Here is a 17,440-nt window from a genome sequence, read left to right as displayed (position 1 = left end):
CGCCGCAGCGGTCAGGGGGCCGGGACCAGCAGGTCCGCCACGACCGGCAGGTGATCGCTCGCGCGGGCGGACTCCCCCGGCGTCCGCACCGACACCACCGTCAGCAACCGGTCGGCCAGCACCACGTCCAGCCGGCGCCGCGGCGCCGCGGCCGGGTGGGTCGGTGCGGCGGCGTCCACGACCTCGGCGGTGTCGACGAGGACGGTCGACAGGCGCTGGTGCACGGGACCGCCGGGCTGCTCGTTGAGGTCGCCCGCCAGCACGGTCGGGGCGTGGCACCACGGGCCCACCGGGCCGGCCACGGGCGTCCCGGGCAGCAGCCGCACCGCGTGGTCGAACCGCTCACCGGGTTCCAGCCCCAGGTGCACGCTGCGGACCAGGACGTCGGTGGACCAGCCACCGGCCAGCGGGACCCGCACGGCCACCTCCGCGGTCCCGCGGCGGCGCACCGGCCTCCAGCCCCGCCGCCGGGCGGTCGGCAGGGACCGCACCGACCCGGCGCGCACGTCGACCCGGGCGGCGGTCAGGACGGCCGTCCCCGCCCCCGCCGGTCCGGCGGCGGCGACCCACAGACCGGTCGCGGCCGCCAGGTCACCGAGCCGGTGGCGGGCCAGCGGGTGCGTGGGGACCTCCTGCAGGCACACGACGTCGGCGGCCAGCGACCGCAGGGTCCGGCGCACGGCGTCGGTGTCGTCGAGCAGTTCGCGGACGTTGAACGTCGCCACCCGCAGGGGCGCGACCGCCCGGCCCCCCGCGCGGTGCATCAGCCCCAGCCGCGGGAGAGGTCCGCCGCCCCCACCAGGCCGGCGGCCGGTCCCAGGCTGGCGCGGGAGATCGTCAGCTCGGGCCGGAACCCCCGGCCCGTCAGCGTGCGGCGGTAGGCCTCGCGGCACGGCCCGAGCAGCAGCTCGTCGGCGTCGGAGACCCCGCCGCCGATGACGATGGTGCCCGGGTCCAGCGCGGCGGCGAGGTTCGCGACGCCGATCCCGAGCCAGCGGCCGACGTCCTCGAACAGCTCCACGGCGGCCGGGTCGCCCGCCCGCGCGGCGTCGGTGACCATCGGGCCGGTGATGGCCTCGGGGTTGCCCCCGGCCAGCTCCAGCAGGTGGTGGGCCACCGGCGAGTTCGACCGGGCCAGCTCGCGGGCCTCGCGCACCAGCGCGTTGCCGGAGGCGTACTGCTCCCAGCAGCCGCGGTTGCCGCACTCGCACCGGTGCCCGCCGGGGACGACGATCATGTGCCCGAACTCGCCGGCGATGCCGTAGCGGCCGCGCACCACCCGGCCCTGGGTGACGATGCCGCCCCCGATGCCGGTGCCCATGGTCACGCAGACCAGGCGGGACTCCCCGCGCCCGGCGCCGAAGCGGTACTCGGCCCACGCGGCGGCGTTCGCGTCGTTCTCCACGACCGTGCGCCGGCCCACGCGCCGCCCCAGCCGGGCCCGCACCCGCCGCTCGACGGCCTCGCGCAGCGGCTCGTTGCGCCACGCCAGGTGCGGGGCGAACAGGACGTTGGCGCGCTCGGCGTCGACGAACCCGGCCGCGCCGATGCCCACGGACACGATGTCGTGGTGCGCCGCGAGCTCCTCGACCACCTCGGCGATGGTGTCCTCGACGCCCTGCGGGCTCGTCGTCGGCGTCTCCCGGCGCAGCTGCGCGACGACGCGGCCCTCCCCGTCGACGACGCCGGCGGCGACCTTCGTGCCGCCGATGTCGACGCCCACGGCCGGCCCGTCACCGATGAAGACGCGCCGCGTCTGCTGCCGCAGCCGCTGCTGGAGCGCGACGCGCCGGGGGTCGGGCGCGCGCCGGCGGCGCAGCGGACCGGGCGTGCGGGGGGTGCGGGCGGTGGCCATCGCGGGCTCCGGGGGGTGGGGGCTCAGAGGCGGGCGAGGTCGGCGGCGCCGATGATCCCGGCGTCGTTGCCCTTGCGGGCGGTGCGCAGCGGCGGCGGCTTGCGGTGCGTGCGGCCGGACAGGTTCTCGGCCAGGCTGATCCGCGCCGGCCCCAGCAGCAGGTCACCGGCGCTGGAGACGCCCCCGCCGATGACGACGACCTCGGGGTCGAGCATCGCCACGAAGCTCGCCACGGCCTCCCCCAGCCAGCGGCCGACGTCGGCGATGAGGCGGGCGCAGCCGGGGTCGCCGGCCTGCGCGAGGCGGGTGATGACCGGGCCGGTGACGTTCTCGGGGTCGCCGCCGACCGCCTCGAGCAGCACCTTGCCCTCGTCGTCGCCCGAGCGCAGCAGGTCCCGGGCGTCGCGGACCAGCGCGTTCCCGGCCACGTACTGCTCCCAGCAGCCGGAGTTCCCGCAGCCGCAGGCCCGGCCCCCCGGGACGGCCCGGACGTGCCCGAGCTCGGCGGCGGCGCCGTTGGCGCCGCGCTGCAGCACCCCGCCGGTGACGATGCCGCCGCCCAGCCCCGTGCCCAGGGTCAGCATGACGAGGTCGTCGACGGCGTTGCCGTGCTCGTCCAGCCCGCCGCCGAAGCGGTACTCGGCCCAGGCGGCGGCGTTGGCGTCGTTCTCCACCACGACCCGGGCCTCGACGCGGGCCTCGAGGTGGTCGGCGAGGGGCTCGTCGCGCCAGGCCAGGTTGGGGGCGAAGACGACGTTGCGGCGGGTCGCGTCGACGAACCCGGCGGCGGCGACGCCGACGGGGCCGAAGGCGTGGGTGCGGCGCAGCTCGGCGACCGCGTCGGCCACCGCGTCGGCGATCGCCGACGAGTGCGAGGCGGGGGTCTCGCGCCGGGTCTGGGCGAGGATCTCACCGTGCTGGTCGACGACCCCGGCCGCGATCTTGGTGCCGCCGATGTCGACGCCCACCGCGTTCGGCAGGGCGGGGGGAAGGAGGTTCTGCTCGACCATGCCGGTGCGGTTCTCCCTGCGACGTGTGCCCCGCAGCGCAGGGCGGCCGCGCGAGCGCGCAGCCCCGGCGAGGTTACCGGGTCACCGCGCCGCGGCCGTGCCCGGATCAGCCGACGACCGCACCCAGGACGGTCATCGCCCCCAGCAGCAGCGCGCTCAGGCCGAGCGCCCCGCCGGCGGCCAGCAGGACCTTCGCCCTGCGGGTGCCCAGGCCCCGCGGCCCGGCCCCGCCGGAGCGGGCCAGGGCGCCCAGCATCCGCTCGACCTCGTCCTCGTCGAGGACCGCCCGGGCACCGGTGGTCGCGGCGGGGCCGAAGTCAAGGGCGAGCTGCCCGTCCTCGCCCTCGACCACCCGGGCGGCAGCGGGTCCGGGGACCTCGCCGGGAGCCTCGTCCGCCCGGTCGGTGGGGGCGGGGGTGCGCTGCCCGACGGGCGCGGGCGCCGCGGGGGCGGGCAGCAGCGAGGTGTGGCACAGCGAGCACCAGTCCTGCTCGGCGCGGGCCCGGGCGCCGCAGGACGGGCACCGCTGGGGGCGGGCCGCGAGCGCCGCGGACCCGGGGCCCGGCCCGGGCGCCGGCTCGGGCGCCGGCTCGGGGAGAGGGTCCGGCGGGCTCAGCCGGCTCACCGGCGGGCCGACGTCGACGCCCCCGAAGGCGGCCGACGTCGTCGTCGCGTCCCGGGCGCTGCCGCGCGGGACGAGCGGCAGGTCCCCGGCGCCGCCGGGGAACAGCTCGTCGAGGAACGAGACCGTCGGCTCGTGACGCTGGTCCTGGCTCACCGGGGGGTCATCGGCGCCCGGGAACCGCACCTTGAGGTCCGCGCGTTGAGGCCGTCGAGTGCGACTGCTGCGCCGCAACGGTGCGACGCGTCCGCGCAGGTAGGGTCGTCCGCACCCGCTGGCCTCGGCGGCGCCGGAACGATCGCGACCTCGCGGGGCAGCGAGAGCGAAACAGGAGGAACCACCGTGCCGAGCAGCAGCGAGCCCCCGCTCGTCCCGCCCGCCACGTCCGGGAACATGACCGACTGCGTGGTCGAGACCGCGCAGCAGGACCCGGGGCACGTCAGCGCCAGCCGCAAGACCGCGGACGGCAGCTGGCGCGACGTCACCGCGACCGAGTTCCTCGCCGACGTGACGTCGGTGGCCAAGGGGCTGCTGGCGGCGGGGGTCTCCCCCGGCGACCGCATCGGGGTGATGGGCCGGACCAGCTACGAGTGGACGGTCGTGGACGTCGCCGGCTGGTTCGCCGGGGCGGTCACCGTCCCGGTCTACGAGACCAGCGCCCCCGAGCAGATCGAGTGGATCCTGTCCGACGCCGGGGCGGTGGCCTGCTTCGTGGAGACGGGCGAGAACGCCGCCCGGATCGCCGCCGTGCGGGACCGGCTGCCCGCCCTGCGCGACGTCTGGACGCTGGAGGCCGGGGCCCTGGGCGAGCTGCGCGCCGCCGGGCGCGAGGTCCCCGACGCCGACGTCGACCGGGCGCGGTCCGTCGCCGGCCCGGGCGACGCGATGACGATCATCTACACCTCCGGGACCACCGGCCGCCCCAAGGGCTGCCTGCTGACCCACGGCAACTTCCTCGACCTGTCCCGCAACGCCGAGGCCGCCATCCCCGAGGTCCTGCGCCGCCCCGACGCCGCGACGCTGCTGTTCATCCCGCTGGCCCACGTCTTCGCCCGCTACATCCAGGCGCTGTGCCTGGTCTGCCGCATCCGGGTGGGGCACACCGCCGACGCCAAGGACCTGCTGACCGACCTCGCCGGGTTCCGGCCGACGTTCATCCTCGCCGTGCCGCGGGTGTTCCAGAAGGTCTACAACGGCGCCGAGCAGAAGGCGGCGGCGGGCGGCAAGCTCAAGGCGCGCATCTTCGAGCAGGCCGCCGCGACCGCCGACGCGTGGTCGCGCGCGCAGGACACCGGCGGGCCCTCCCCGGCGCTGCGGCTGCGGCACCTGCTGTTCGACCGCCTCGTCTACTCCAAGCTGCGGGCGCTGCTGGGCGGCCGCGTCGAGTACGCCGTCTCCGGCGGCGCCCCCATGGGTGAGCACCTGGCGCACTTCTTCCGCGGGGCCGGGCTGGTCGTCCTGGAGGGGTACGGGCTGACCGAGACGACCGCCCCGCTGGCGGTCAACCGCCCGTCCCGGATCAAGATCGGCACGGTCGGCCCGCCGCTGCCCGGCACCGACCTGCGGATCGCCGAGGACGGGGAGGTGCTGGCCCGCGGGGTGGGGGTCTTCTCCGAGTACCGCGGACGGCCCGAGGAGACCGCCAAGGCGTTCACCGACGGGTGGTTCCGGACCGGTGACCTCGGGTCCATCGACGACGCGGGCCTGCTGACGATCACCGGGCGCAAGAAGGAGATCATCGTCACCGCCAACGGCAAGAACGTCGTGCCGGCGGCGCTGGAGGACCGGCTGCGGGCGCACCCGCTGATCTCCCAGGCCGTCGTCGTGGGCGACGGCCGGCACTTTGTCGGCTGCCTCGTGACCCTCGACGAGGAGGCGCTGCCCTCCTGGGGCGCCAACCACGGCAAGCACGGCCTGGACCTGACCCGCGCGCGCACCGACGCCGACGTGCTGGCCGCGGTGCAGTCGGCGATCGACAAGGCCAACGAGTCGGTCAGCCGGGCGGAGTCGATCCGCCGGTTCCGCGTGCTGGAGCACGACTTCACCGTCGAGAACGGCTACCTGACGCCGTCGCAGAAGGTGAAGCGCTTCGAGGTGCTGCACGACCTCGCCGCTGAGGTGGAGGCGATCTACAGCTCGTGAGGCGCCTCGGACGGGTCCGCCGGTGAGCCGCCGCGACACCTGCGCCCTCGCGGCGTGGACGGCGCTGCTGGCCCTGGCCACGCACAGCGTGGTCCGCTACCGGTGGTGGATCGTCGCCGGGTACGTCGTCGTGGCGGCCGTCGTGGTCGCGCTGGCCCGGACGGCCCGCGACGACCGCGACACCCCCGCCCCCCGCTCCGGCGGGTGGGTCCCCTCGGCGGTGTTCGCGGTCGTCGGGCTCGTCCACCTGGGGCTCACGCCGTTCTCGTACGTGACCGCGGCGACCCTGTCGGTGGTGCAGCTCGTCCTGGGCGTCGCGTGCTTCGCGGTGGCGGGGCTGCTGCTGCCGGGCCGGGGCGCCTCCCGGCTGCTGGCCCTGGGGGTGGCCGCGGCCGGTGCCGTCACCGTCGGCGCGCTCGTGGTCGTCGGCGACCCCGCACCCCGCATCGACGTGTGGGTGATCCTGCAGCAGGCGTCCGACGCGCTGGGGCGCGGGGAGTCCTTCTACGGCCGGCAGTGGGTGGGCTCGCCCGGCATCTCCGACGCGTTCGCCTACCTGCCGTGGACGGCGGTGCTGGCCGCGCCGGGCCGCTGGCTGGCCGGGGACGTGCGGTGGGCGATGCTGGCGCTGGTGCTGGTGAGCGCGCTGGCCGTGGCCGCGGTGGGCCGCTGGCGGCGCGGGGGCGTGGCGGCGGCCGCCCTGCTGCTGCTGGCGCCGGGGTCGAGCACGCTGGTCGAGCAGGCCTGGACCGAGCCGACGGTCCTCGTCGGGCTCGCGGTCTGGGCGTGGCTGCTGCGGACGGACCGGGCCTGGTGGTCGGTGGTGCCGCTGGCGGTGGCGCTGGCCGGCAAGCAGCACGTCGTGGCCCTGCTGCCGCTGCTGGCGGCCTGGCCGCGGTTCGGGTGGCGGCGGTCGGTCGTCGCGGCCGGCGGGGCCGGGCTGCTGGTGGCGCCGTGGGTCGTCACCGGGTTCGGGGCGTTCTGGCACGACACGGTCCTGACGATGCTGCGGCTGGAGCCGCTGCGGTTCGCCGACACGCTGTACACGCTGGTGCTGAACGAGACCGGCGTGCGCCTGCCGCTGCCGCTGGTGGGTCTGGCCGTCCTGGGGGTGCTGGCCGCGGCGGTCGTGACGCTGCACCGCCGGCCGGTGGGGCTCGCGGGCCTGCTGACGTGGTGCGCGGCGGTGCTCCTGGTGGCGAACCTGGTGAACAAGCAGGCGTTCTACAACCAGTTCTGGCTGGTGGGGGCGCTGCTGCTGCTGGCCGTGGCGGCCTCGGCGGGCGCCCTCAGCGGCCCGGTCCCGCCGCGGGGTCGTCCGGAACGTCGCGCCCGGCCAGCAGCTCCGCCAGCCGGCGCGTCTGCTCCGCCCACCCCCAGCGGCGGCTGACCCACTCGCGCCCGGCCGCCCCGTACGCCCGCGCCCGTTCCCGGTCCCGCAGCAGCCCGGCGACCTCGCGGGCGACCCGCTCGACGTCGCGGCCGTCGACGACGACGCCGTTGACCCCGTCCAGCACGGCGTCCGGGGCCCCGCCGGAGTCGCCCGCGACGACCGGCAGGCCGCAGGCCGCGGCCTCCAGGTAGCAGATGCCCAGGGCCTCCGGCTCGAGCCCGCCCAGGCGGGTGCGGGTGGGCATGCAGAAGACGTCGCCCGCGGCGTAGAGGCCGGGGACCTCCTCCCAGGGCACCGCCCCGGTCAGCACGACGTGCTCGCGGACCCCGTGCCGCGCAGCGAGGCGCTCGACGGCGGCGCGGTGCGGGCCGTCGCCCACGACGAGCAGCGCCGCGCCGGGGACCGCGCGCCGGATCGCGGGGAGCGCCGCGACGAGGACGTCCTGCCCCTTGCGGGCCACGACCCGCGAGACGCAGACCACGACGGGGCGCTCCCCCAGGCCGTACCGGTCCCGGACCCGCTCGCGGGCGTCGGGGTCCGGGCGGAACACCTCGACGTCGACGCCGGGGGTGAGGCGGCGCATCCGCGCCCGGGCCGGCGCGCTCAGCGGACGCTCGATCCGGGACCGGCACCACTCCCCGAGGTAGGTGACGGTGTCGTTGCGCTCCCCGATGCGCCGCAGCGCCGTGCGCGACCCCGGCAGGGTGGACCACCAGACCTCGTGGCCGTGGGTCGTGGCGACGGTGCGCCCGACCCCGGCCGCGCGCAGGGCTCCGGCCATCAGGCCCAGGGGGGCTGCGGCCCCGAACCAGACCCGGTCGGCACCGTGCTCGCGGGCCGTGCGCTGCACGCGCCGGGTGATGGCGGGGGTGGGGACCATCAGCGGCGACGGGTCGCGCACCACCGTGATGCCCGCGGCGGCGAGCGCGGCGTCGGTGGCCCCGTCACCGCGCTGGCGGGCGGTGTGCACGACGACCCGGTCGCCGCCGGCCTGCGGGAGCCGCCGGACGACGGCGTGGACGAAGGACTCGATGCCACCGGTGCGGGGCGGGAAGTCGTTGGTGACGACGAGCGTGCTCACGGCCCCCACCCCACCAGGTCGGCCGCGACGTCCGCGCGCCAGGTGGCGACGACGTCCCGCAAGGACCGGCCCAGGACGGCCGGGCAGGCGTCGGCGACCGGGGTGCCCGTCCAGACGGCCCGCACGAGGGCGGTCACCGTGCCGGTGCCGCCGGCGCGCGCCGCGGACGTCACGAGGGTCCACGCCGCGGCGTACGCCACCTGCGCCCGCGCGGGGTCGGTGAAGTCCGCGTCCGCGGGGACCCGGGGCGGGCCCGGGGCCCGCAGCAGCGCCGCGGCGAGGGCGGGGGCGGGCACGTCGGTGCCCAGCCGCGCCACGTGGTCGGCGTACCCCTCGATCAGCCACCGCGGCACCACCGCCCCGGCCGGGCGGGGCGTCGCGCGGGTGGCGACGTGGACGAGCTCGTGGGTGAGGGTGAGGGTCCGCCCCTGCCCGGTGAGCGCGGCGAAGCGCTCGGTGGACAGCACGACGCGCACCCCGGCCGGGGCCCCGTCGGGCAGCGCGGCGTCCAGGCCGACGGCCACGGCGTCCAGGCCGTCGCCGGCCCCGGCCAGCCGGGTGACGTCCGCGGCGGTGGGGACGACCACGACGGCCGTCCCGCGCGGCCAGCCCGGGCCCCACACCGCGTCGACCCGCGCGGTGGCCGCGGGGAGGTCGGCCGCGACCTGGCGCCCCACGTCGCCGGTGCGGCCGACGTGCAGGACGACGCCCCCCGCGACGCGCTCGGCGGTGACGTCCCCGAGGTCCCAGGGCTGCGGGGCGCCCGGGGCCAGGTGCAGCTCGCCGTCCCAGCCGGCGCGGAAGGCCCCGGCGACGGCGCGCCCCTCGCCCTCGACGCGCACGCGCAGCAGCCCGGTGACGTCCCGGCCGGCGACCCGGACGTCCTCGACCGACCACTCCACCAGACCGGCCGCGAGCGCCCGCGCGTCGTGGCGCCTCAGCGCCGGCCGGTCGTCGGCGGCGTAGCCGCGGGCGGCGGCGGGCAGGTCGCGCTCGAGCAGCGCCCGGCCCCGGTCGGCCAGCAGGCCGCGGGCGTCCGGTCCCGGCGCCGAGCACCCGGCGGGCAGCAGGGGCGCGAGCAGCAGGGACCGTCGCGGGATCGGCGGTCCGGCGGGCACGGCGACATCATCCCGCCCGGCGGTCGGTCCGCAGGCGCAGCGGCGGCACCAGGCCGGAGGCGGCCAGCACCTCCACCGCCCCGACCTCCTCGGCCTCCAGCACCGCCGGGCCGGGCATCCCCAGCAGGACGGAGACGACGCACTCGGAGCAGGCCAGCGGGCGGGCCGTGCAGCGGTCGCAGTCGATGAGCACCGAGTCGCGGCTCGCCGAGTCGTCGGGCATCGGGACCTCCAGCTCGTCAGGACCGGCCCTGGCGACCGGTGCTGCGCATTCGAGCAGCCACCTCCGACACGACCCCGAACAGGCGTTCGAGGACCGTCGCCGGACGGCGGCCGCCGGGTCGCCTCCGGGTCGCCGCCGTGTCGCTGCGGGGTCGTGTCGGACCGCTCGCCTACCGTCCTGCTGTGCCCGCCGGTCCCACGAGCGTCCAGATCAGCTTCGAGGAGCTGGGGCAGCCCCTGGCGGACTGCACGTTCGTCGTGCTGGACCTGGAGACGACGGGCGGGCCGCCGTCCGGGGCGGGGATCACCGAGATCGGCGCGGTGAAGGTGCGCGGCGGGCAGGTGCTGGGCGAGTTCCAGACGCTGGTGCGCCCGGCCTCCCCGATCCCCGCGTTCGTGCAGGTGCTGACCGGCATCACCAACGGGATGGTCGCCTCCTCGCCCAGCACCCGCGAGGTGCTGCCGAGCTTCCTGGAGTTCGCGGGGTTCGACCGGGGCGCGGTGCTGGTGGCGCACAACGCGCCGTACGACGTCTCCTTCCTCAAGGCCGCCTGCGAGCTGACGGGCCGTCCGTGGCCCGGGCCCCGGGTGGTCGACACGGTCGCCCTGGCCCGTCAGCTCGTCGACCGCGACGAGGCGCCGAACCGGAAGCTGGGGACGCTCGCGCGGCTCTTCGGGACGTCGACGACCCCGGACCACCGGGCCCTGCACGACGCCCGGGCCACGGTCGACGTCCTGCACGCGCTGCTGGGCCGGGTCGGCAGCCGCGGGGTCCACACCTACGAGGACCTGCGCGCCTTCACCGCGACGACGGTGAGCCCCGCGCGGCGGGCGAAGAAGCACCTGGCGGTGGGGCTGCCGTCGGCACCGGGCGTCTACCAGTTCCGCGACGGGTCGGGCCGGGTCCTGTACGTGGGCACGTCCGTCGACGTCCAGCGCCGCGTCCGGTCGTACTTCACCGCCTCGGAGACCCGGGCGCGGATGACCGAGATGGTGCGGGCGGCGACGACCGTCGTCCCCGTCGTGTGCGAGACGCCGCTGGAGGCGCGGGTGCGGGAGCTGCGGCTCATCGCCGAGCACTCCCCGCCCTACAACCGCCGGTCCAAGCAGCCGGAGAAGGTCACCTGGGTGAAGCTGACGGCCGAGCACTGGCCCCGGCTCTCGCTCGTCAAGCAGGTCCGCGACGACGCGCGCGACGGTGCGGAGTACCTGGGGCCGTTCCGGTCCGCGGCCACGGCCGAGCTCGCGGTGGCCGCCCTGCACGAGGTGCACCCGCTGCGGCAGTGCACGCGCAAGATCCCCAAGGCGCCCCGGGCCGACGGCCAGGGGGCCTGCGTGCTGGCCGAGATCGGGCGCTGCGGCGCCCCCTGCCTGGGGGCGGAGCGCGGGGGGCAGGACGCCGCGTCCTACGGCGAGGTCGTCGAGGCGGTGCGGCGCTCGTTGCGCGCCGACGCCGCGCTCGCGCTGGAGCGCGGCCGGGAGCGGCTGCGGGCGCTCGCCGAGCAGCAGCGCTACGAGGAGGCCGCCTCGGCGCGCGACCGGCTGGAGGCGTTCCTCACGGCGGCCGACCGGGCCCAGCGGCGGGACCCGCTGGCGCGCAGCCCCGAGATCGTCGCCGCCCGGCGCGGTGCCCCGACCCCGGGGTGGCCCACGGGCGGCTGGGAGGTCGTGCTGATCCGGTACGGCCGGCTCGCCGGGACCTGCCTGACGCCGCGCGGCGCCGACCCCCTCCCGCACATCGAGGCGCTGCGGGCCACCGGCGAGGTGGTCCCGGCGCCGGGCCCGGGGCGCCCCGGGCTGCTGGTGGAGGAGACCGACGTCCTGCTGGGGTGGCTGGAGCAGCCCGGCGTCCGGCTGGTCTCCGTGCAGGACCCCGACGTCGCGCCGTGGGCCTGCCCGGTGCGGGGGGCGGGCTGGGCGAGGAGCCGCCTGACGGCGGCACCGGTAACCTCACCGGCGTGATCACCGCCATCGTCAACGTGGCCTGCGACGGCCGGCGCATCCCCGAGGTCGCCCAGACCCTGGCCGAGCTCGACGGCGTCAGCGAGGTCTACTCGGTGACCGGGGACGTCGACCTGGTCGTCATGGTGCGCGTGCGCGAGCACGACCACCTCGCCGACGTCATCGCCGGGGGCATCAGCCGGGTCGAGGGCGTGGTGTCGACGACGACGAACATCGCCTTCCGCGCCTACTCCCGGCACGACCTGGAGTCCGCCTTCGCCCTCGGCTTCGACTGAGCGCCTCAGCGCGAGGCCCGCACCCACCGGTCGAGGACGTCCGCCGCGGCCCCGGAGTCCAGGGACTCGGTGGCCAGGCGCACCCCTTCGCGCAGGTGCTCCACGAGGGACGCGGCGACGTCGCCGGCGCCCTCGGCGCGCACGCCGCTGGCCACGAGGGCGGCGGCGGCGTTCAGGACGACCGCGTCGCGGACCGGGCCGGTCGCCCCGGCCAGCAGGTCGCGCACGACGCGGGCGTTGAACCGGGCGTCGGCGCCGCGCAGGTCGGCCAGGGTCGCCGGGGCCATCCCGAGGTCGGCGACGGGGTCGAGCCGCAGCGGGACGACCGCCCCGGCGTCGACGACCCACACCAGCGACGCCTCGGTCGTGGTGATCTCGTCGAGCCCGCCCTCGCCGCGGAAGACCAGCGCCTGCGTCCCGCGCGCGGCCAGGACCTCGGCGACGAGCGGGGCGATCCGCCGGTCGGCCACGCCGATGGCCGCGGCCCCGGCCCGGGCGGGGTTGGTCAGGGGCCCGAGGACGTTGAACGCCGTGGGGATGCCCAGGCCACCGCGGGCGCCGGCCGCGTAGCGCATGGCGGGGTGGAAGACCTGGGCGAAGCAGAAGGTGATGCCGACCTCGACGGCCAGCTCCCCCACGCGCCGCGGCGGCAGGTCGAGCCGCACCCCGAGCGCCTCGAGGACGTCGGCGGACCCGGAGGAGGAGGTCGCGGCGCGGTTGCCGTGCTTGACGACGCGGCGGCCGGTGCCGGCGAGGACGAGCGAGCCCATCGTGGAGATGTTGACGGTGTGGGCGCGGTCGCCGCCGGTGCCTACGAGGTCCACGAGGGGACCGGGCACGGTGAGCGGGACGGCGTGGGCGAGCATCGCCTCGGCCAGCCCGGCCAGCTCGGCGCTCGTCTCGCCCTTGGCGCGCAGCGCGACGAGGAACCCGGCGAGCTGGACGTCGCTGGCCTCCCCGCGCATGACCTGGTCCATGGCCCAGCCGGCCTGGTCGGCGGTGAGGTCGCGGCCGGCCACCAGCTCGGTCAGCAGCCCGGCCCAGGTGGGTGCGGCGGTGGTCATGGCGTCGTCGGCTCCCTGCGTCGGTGGACCTGCGGCGGCCGCAGCGCCCCGACCCTACTGATCCCCCGGGACGGGCCGTGACGCGCGCCCGGGAGGGCGCGGACGAATCGTGATCGATCCGTGACCTCACCGGGTGAGGCGACCCTCACCGCGGACTCCCGCACGCACGTCCTGCGCAGCTCCGCGCCCTCGACACGGGGTCTGCACACCCGTGCGGGAACCTCCCCCGGACGGCGGAACGGAGATCTACGACACGTTGTCGGTGGGCCGGGCAGCGGACCCCGGCAGGGGTGGGGCATGATTGGCGACGTGGCGAGTGCACAGGCTGTCCAGAGCAGTACCCCGAGTCCGGCGCACGGGTCGGTGAACCGGCCCAACATGGTCTCGGTCGGCGTGATCGTGTGGCTGTCCAGCGAACTCATGTTCTTCGCCGGGCTCTTCGCCATGTACTTCACGATCAGGTCCGTCGCCCCGGCCTTGTGGGAGTCCGGCCCCGAGCTGCTGAACGTGCCGTTCTCGAGCGTCAACACGACGATCCTCGTGATCTCGTCGTTCTGGTGCCAGTTCGGCGTCTTCGCCGCCGAGCGCTTCCAGCCGCGCCGCACCGGCGGCCTCCTGCAGTTCTCCAAGTGGGGCATGCAGGAGTGGTTCATCCTCACCTACATCTTCGGCGGCCTCTTCGTCGCCGGTCAGGTCTTCGAGTACGCCGAGCTGGCGCACGAGGGCCTGACGATCGCCACGAACGCCTACGGCTCGGTCTTCATCCTCGCCACCGGCTTCCACGGCATCCACGTCTTCGGCGGTCTGGTCGCGTTCCTCCTGGTCATCGGCCGGTCGTACGCCTCCAAGCGCTTCGGTCACCAGGAGGCGACCAGCGCCATCGTCGTCTCGTACTACTGGCACTTCGTCGACGTGGTGTGGATCGGCCTGTTCACGGTCATCTACATCCTCAAGTAACGAACGCCCGCCCGATCCGTCCCGGGCACCAGCAGAGCCCGTACGCCCCGTAGGAAGCGAGCACCAGCACCGTGACCAGGACCCTCACCGCACTCAGCGCCCGGCGGCGCCACCCCATGGCCGTCGTCGTGCTGATCGCGTTGGCGCTCCTCCTCGTCGGCGGCCTCTACGCGGCCCTGGCTCCCCGCGAGGCGCAGGCCACCACCGCGACCGCGTCCGCCGACGACATCGAGGCGGGCAAGAAGCTCTTCCTGGCCAACTGCGCCACCTGCCACGGCGTCAACGCCGAGGGCGCCCCCGTGATCGAGGGGAAGAACGCCGGCCCCTCGCTCATCGGCGTGGGCGCCGCTGCCGTCGACTTCCAGGTCGGCACGGGCCGCATGCCGCTGTCCCAGTCGGGCGCGCAGGCCCCCGAGGTCGACAAGGTCCGCTTCACCCAGGAGCAGATCGACCAGATGGCGGCGTACATCGCCTCCCTCGCCCCGGGCCCGGCCATCCCGACCGCGGAGCAGCTCGCCACCGACGACGTCACCGACGAGCAGGTCGCCCGCGGCGCGGCGATCTTCCGCACCAACTGCGCCATGTGCCACAACTCGCAGGGCAAGGGCGGGGCGCTGACCGCCGGCAAGTACGCCCCCGACCTGACGAACACCTCGGCCAAGCACATCTACGAGGCCATGCAGACCGGCCCGCAGTCGATGCCGGTCTTCAACGACAACAACATCAGCCCCGAGGACAAGACGGCCATCATCGCCTGGCTGACCGACCGCGGCGGGGAGAACACCCGCGTCGACCCGGGCGGGCTGACGCTGGGCTCCCTGGGCCCCGTCTCCGAGGGCCTGGTCGCCTGGATCGCGGGCATCGGCGCGCTGATCGGCGTCTCGGTCTGGCTGGGGATGAAGTCCTCCTGATGAGCACCACCACTGGCTACAACGCGAAGGAACCGGACGGGCAGGGAGCATGAGCGACATCGAACGCGCCGACGAGGCGCACGGGCAGCCGGGGACCACCCTGGCGAAGCCCGGGGGCGGCGTTCCCGACCGCTTCGAGAACCCGGGTCTGCCGCCGCACCAGCACCGCATGGGCGACACCGACCCCCGGGCCGCCAGGCGCGCCGAGCGGCAGGTCGCCTTCTTCCTGCTGCTGTCGATCCTCGGCTCCATCGGGATCATCGTCTCGATCGTCGCGATCAAGTACGACGGCAGCTTCGAGCAGGTCAGCCTGTCGACCAAGGCCATCGGCCTGTCGATGTTCGTGTCGCTGTTCGCCCTCGGGATCGGCGCGGTGCACTGGGCCAAGACGCTCATGCCCGACGACGAGCGCATCGACATGCGTCACCGTCAGCGCGGCACGACCGCCGAGCGCGAGGAAGCCGTCGCCATCCTCAAGGAGGGTGCGGCGGAGGCCGGCCTGGGCCGCCGCCCGCTGATCCGCAACACGCTCATCGGCGCGCTGGCCCTGTTCCCGATCCCCGCGGTCTTCTTCTTCCGCGACACCGGTCCGCTGCCGGGCGACGACCTCTCCGTCACGATGTGGGAGGAAGGCACCTACCTGGTCAAGGACCCCGAGGGCGGGCGCATCCGTGCCGCCGACGTGACGCTGGGCTCGGTCGTCCACGTCCTGCCCGAGGGCATCGAGGAGGTCGACCACCCGCTCAACGAGAAGGCCAAGTCGGCCGTCCTGATCATGCGGCTGGACGCGGGCCTGCTCACCGAGAAGCAGAACGAGTGGGGGGTCGACGGCACCGTCGCCTACTCCAAGATCTGCACCCACATGGGCTGCCCCGTGGCCCTGTACGAACAGCAGACCCACCACCTGCTGTGCCCCTGCCACCAGTCGACCTTCGACCTGACGCAGGACTGCAAGGTGATCTTCGGCCCCGCCAAGCGTCCTCTCCCCCAGCTGCCCATCGCGGTTGACGACGAGGGGTACCTGGTGGCGACGAGCGGCTTCCACGAAGCCGTGGGCCCGAGCTTCTGGGAGCGCGGATGAGCACCATCGACAAGGCGGCCGGCGGCGTCGCCAACTTCGCCGACGACACCGTCGGCGCGAGCAAGGTCGTCAACGGCTTCGCCCGCAAGATCTTCCCCGACCACTGGTCGTTCATGCTGGGCGAGATCACGCTGTACAGCTTCGTGATCCTGCTGCTCACCGGCACGTTCCTCACGTTCTTCTACGAACCGAGCGCGGCCGAGACGACCTACTACGGCCAGTACATCCCGTTGTACGGCCAGCACGTCTCCGAGGCGTACGAGTCCTCGCTGCGGCTGTCGTTCGACGTCCGCGGTGGTCTGCTCATGCGGCAGATCCACCACTGGGCGGCCCTGGTCTTCGTCGCGGCGACGATCGTGCACATGGCCCGCGTGTTCTTCACCGGCGCCTTCCGCAAGCCGCGCGAGATCAACTGGGTCATCGGTGCGCTGCTGGCGATCCTCGCGGTCTTCGAGGGCTTCACCGGCTACTCGCTGCCGGACGACCTGCTCTCCGGCACCGGCATCCGCATCGCCCAGGCGATCATCCTCGCGGTGCCCGTGGTCGGCAGCTACATCAGCTTCTTCCTGTTCGGTGGTGAGTTCCCCGGGACCGACTTCATCCCGCGGTTCTTCACCATCCACATCCTGCTGCTGCCCGCCGTCCTGCTGGCGCTCATCGCCGTCCACCTCATGCTGGTCGTCGTGCACAAGCACACCCAGTACCCCGGTCCCGGCCGGACCGAGGACAACGTCGTCGGCTTCCCGCTGTTCCCGGTGTACATGGCGAAGGCCGGCGGGTTCTTCTTCATCGTCTTCGGCGTCATCGCCGCCCTGGGGGCGCTGGTGCAGATCAACGCGATCTGGGCCTACGGCGCGTACGACCCCTCCCCCGTGACCGCCGGTTCGCAGCCGGACTGGTACATGGGCTGGCTCGACGGCGCGGTCCGGCTCATGCCGGGCTGGTTCGAGTTCACGCTGTGGGGCTTCACCTTCTCGATGAACATCTTCATCCCCACCACGGTGGTGATCCTGTTCACGATGGGCGTGATGGTCCTCTACCCCTGGATCGAGCAGGCCGCGACGGGCGACCGTCGTGAGCACCACCTGCTGGACCGGCCGCGCAACCAGCCGACCCGCACGGCCCTGGGCGTCATGGCGCTCACGTTCTACGTCCTGCTGTGGATCTCCGGCGGCAACGACATCGTCGCCCACATGATGCAGCTGTCGATCAACGACATCACCCGGACCCTGCGCGTCCTCGTGTTCGCGCTGCCGGCCCTGGCGTTCGTCGTGACCAAGCGCATCTGCCTCGGGCTGCAGCGTAAGGACCGGGAGAAGGCCCTGCACGGCCGCGAGACCGGCCGCATCGTGCGCCTGCCGCACGGTGAGTTCATCGAGGTCCACGCCCCCCTGACGGACCTGGAGCGCTGGACCCTCGTCCAGCACGACGTCCTGCGCCCGATGGAGATCGAGGACCGCGTCGACGCCGGTAACCCGAACACCCTGTTCGGCAAGATCCAGCGTCGCCTCTCCAAGTTCTACTTCGAGGACCGCGTCGAACCGGTGACGCCGGCCGAACTGGCCGCCTCGCACCACGACCACCACGGTGAGATCGGCGGCGGCCACGTCGACGAGATCGACCGTGCGAGCAACCCGGCCATCACGACGTCCCAGACGACGCACGGCTGATCAGCTCACGACAGAAGGGGCCCCAGCCACCGGCTCGGGGCCCCTCTGTAGTGGAGGACCCACCCCTTCGAGCAGTT

The 17,440-nt window shown here is 75.1% G+C and carries 16 protein-coding genes; 8 read left to right on the top strand and 8 right to left on the bottom strand.

The window, feature by feature from the left end:
- Positions 1-11: 11 nt before the first annotated feature.
- The 4 genes from ACRYM6_RS03335 to ACRYM6_RS03320 form a co-directional block, all read right to left on the bottom strand.
- Positions 12-764: an endonuclease/exonuclease/phosphatase family protein gene (locus ACRYM6_RS03335; protein ID WP_432541139.1), complete on the bottom strand. Its 753-nt coding sequence runs from the start codon at positions 762-764 to the stop codon at positions 12-14.
- Entirely contained in the window at positions 764-1,855 is a 1,092-nt protein-coding gene (locus ACRYM6_RS03330; protein ID WP_432541138.1) for an ROK family glucokinase, read from the bottom strand. Before ACRYM6_RS03330 ends, ACRYM6_RS03335 begins: the two co-directional genes overlap by 1 nt.
- Positions 1,856-1,878: 23 nt before the next feature.
- Positions 1,879-2,865 carry an ROK family glucokinase gene (locus ACRYM6_RS03325; RefSeq protein WP_432541137.1) on the bottom strand — a complete coding sequence of 329 codons (987 nt, stop codon included), beginning with the start codon at positions 2,863-2,865 and terminating at the stop codon, positions 1,879-1,881.
- Between the two features lie 106 nt (positions 2,866-2,971).
- Entirely contained in the window at positions 2,972-3,643 is a 672-nt protein-coding gene (locus ACRYM6_RS03320; protein WP_432541135.1) for a hypothetical protein, read from the bottom strand.
- A gap of 237 nt (positions 3,644-3,880) precedes the next feature.
- Here ACRYM6_RS03320 and ACRYM6_RS03315 point away from each other — a divergent pair, with 237 nt between their 5' ends.
- Together ACRYM6_RS03315 and ACRYM6_RS03310 are read left to right on the top strand one after the other, a co-directional pair.
- Entirely contained in the window at positions 3,881-5,629 is a 1,749-nt protein-coding gene (locus tag ACRYM6_RS03315) for an AMP-dependent synthetase/ligase (RefSeq protein WP_432541231.1), read from the top strand.
- 22 nt (positions 5,630-5,651) lie between these two features.
- Positions 5,652-7,019, top strand: coding sequence for a hypothetical protein (locus ACRYM6_RS03310; protein WP_432541133.1), 1,368 nt, complete (start codon positions 5,652-5,654; stop codon positions 7,017-7,019).
- Here ACRYM6_RS03310 and ACRYM6_RS03305 read toward each other — a convergent pair.
- Genes ACRYM6_RS03305 through ACRYM6_RS03295 form a run of 3 tightly spaced genes read right to left on the bottom strand, consistent with a single transcriptional unit; the run spans position 6,919 to position 9,444 of the window.
- On the bottom strand, positions 6,919-8,103 hold the full coding sequence (locus tag ACRYM6_RS03305; RefSeq protein ID WP_432541132.1) for a glycosyltransferase family 4 protein: 1,185 nt from the start codon (positions 8,101-8,103) through the stop codon (positions 6,919-6,921). The genes ACRYM6_RS03310 and ACRYM6_RS03305 overlap by 101 nt on opposite strands.
- The gene (locus tag ACRYM6_RS03300) at positions 8,100-9,221 is read right to left on the bottom strand and encodes a serine/threonine-protein kinase (RefSeq protein ID WP_432541131.1); all 1,122 of its coding nucleotides are present in this window, start codon (positions 9,219-9,221) and stop codon (positions 8,100-8,102) included. Before ACRYM6_RS03300 ends, ACRYM6_RS03305 begins: the two co-directional genes overlap by 4 nt.
- Before the next feature lie 7 nt (positions 9,222-9,228).
- Positions 9,229-9,444, bottom strand: a complete 216-nt coding sequence (locus tag ACRYM6_RS03295; protein WP_432541129.1) for a hypothetical protein — start codon at positions 9,442-9,444, stop codon at positions 9,229-9,231.
- A gap of 182 nt (positions 9,445-9,626) precedes the next feature.
- On the opposite strand from ACRYM6_RS03295, the gene ACRYM6_RS03290 reads away from it, so the two are divergent.
- Together ACRYM6_RS03290 and ACRYM6_RS03285 are read left to right on the top strand one after the other, a co-directional pair.
- A complete protein-coding gene (locus ACRYM6_RS03290; protein ID WP_432541128.1) occupies positions 9,627-11,405 on the top strand; it encodes a DEDD exonuclease domain-containing protein in 1,779 nt (592 codons plus the stop codon).
- Positions 11,402-11,680, top strand: coding sequence for an Lrp/AsnC family transcriptional regulator (locus tag ACRYM6_RS03285; protein ID WP_432541127.1), 279 nt, complete (start codon positions 11,402-11,404; stop codon positions 11,678-11,680). Before ACRYM6_RS03290 ends, ACRYM6_RS03285 begins: the two co-directional genes overlap by 4 nt.
- A 5-nt stretch (positions 11,681-11,685) precedes the next feature.
- On the opposite strand, the gene trpD is transcribed toward ACRYM6_RS03285, so the two are convergent.
- Positions 11,686-12,744: an anthranilate phosphoribosyltransferase gene (gene trpD / locus ACRYM6_RS03280; RefSeq protein ID WP_432541125.1), complete on the bottom strand. Its 1,059-nt coding sequence runs from the start codon at positions 12,742-12,744 to the stop codon at positions 11,686-11,688.
- Between the two features lie 297 nt (positions 12,745-13,041).
- Between trpD and ctaE the strand changes: the two genes are divergently transcribed.
- The 4 genes from ctaE to qcrB all read left to right on the top strand — a co-directional run bounded on the left by ctaE (position 13,042) and on the right by qcrB (position 17,363).
- The gene (gene ctaE / locus ACRYM6_RS03275) at positions 13,042-13,701 is read left to right on the top strand and encodes an aa3-type cytochrome oxidase subunit III (RefSeq protein WP_432511877.1); all 660 of its coding nucleotides are present in this window, start codon (positions 13,042-13,044) and stop codon (positions 13,699-13,701) included.
- 116 nt (positions 13,702-13,817) lie between these two features.
- Entirely contained in the window at positions 13,818-14,612 is a 795-nt protein-coding gene (qcrC, locus tag ACRYM6_RS03270) for a cytochrome bc1 complex diheme cytochrome c subunit (protein ID WP_432541230.1), read from the top strand.
- Between the two features lie 49 nt (positions 14,613-14,661).
- Entirely contained in the window at positions 14,662-15,693 is a 1,032-nt protein-coding gene (qcrA, locus tag ACRYM6_RS03265) for a cytochrome bc1 complex Rieske iron-sulfur subunit (RefSeq protein WP_432541123.1), read from the top strand.
- The gene (gene qcrB / locus ACRYM6_RS03260) at positions 15,690-17,363 is read left to right on the top strand and encodes a cytochrome bc1 complex cytochrome b subunit (protein WP_432541121.1); all 1,674 of its coding nucleotides are present in this window, start codon (positions 15,690-15,692) and stop codon (positions 17,361-17,363) included. Before qcrA ends, qcrB begins: the two co-directional genes overlap by 4 nt.
- Positions 17,364-17,440: the final 77 nt, after the last annotated feature.

It is taken from the genome of Kineococcus rugosus, assembly GCF_050871975.1.
Taxonomy (GTDB): Bacteria; Actinomycetota; Actinomycetes; order Actinomycetales; family Kineococcaceae; genus Kineococcus.
The sequence above is the reverse complement of the archived record's forward strand: the minus strand, read 5'-3'. Positions and strand labels throughout refer to the sequence as shown.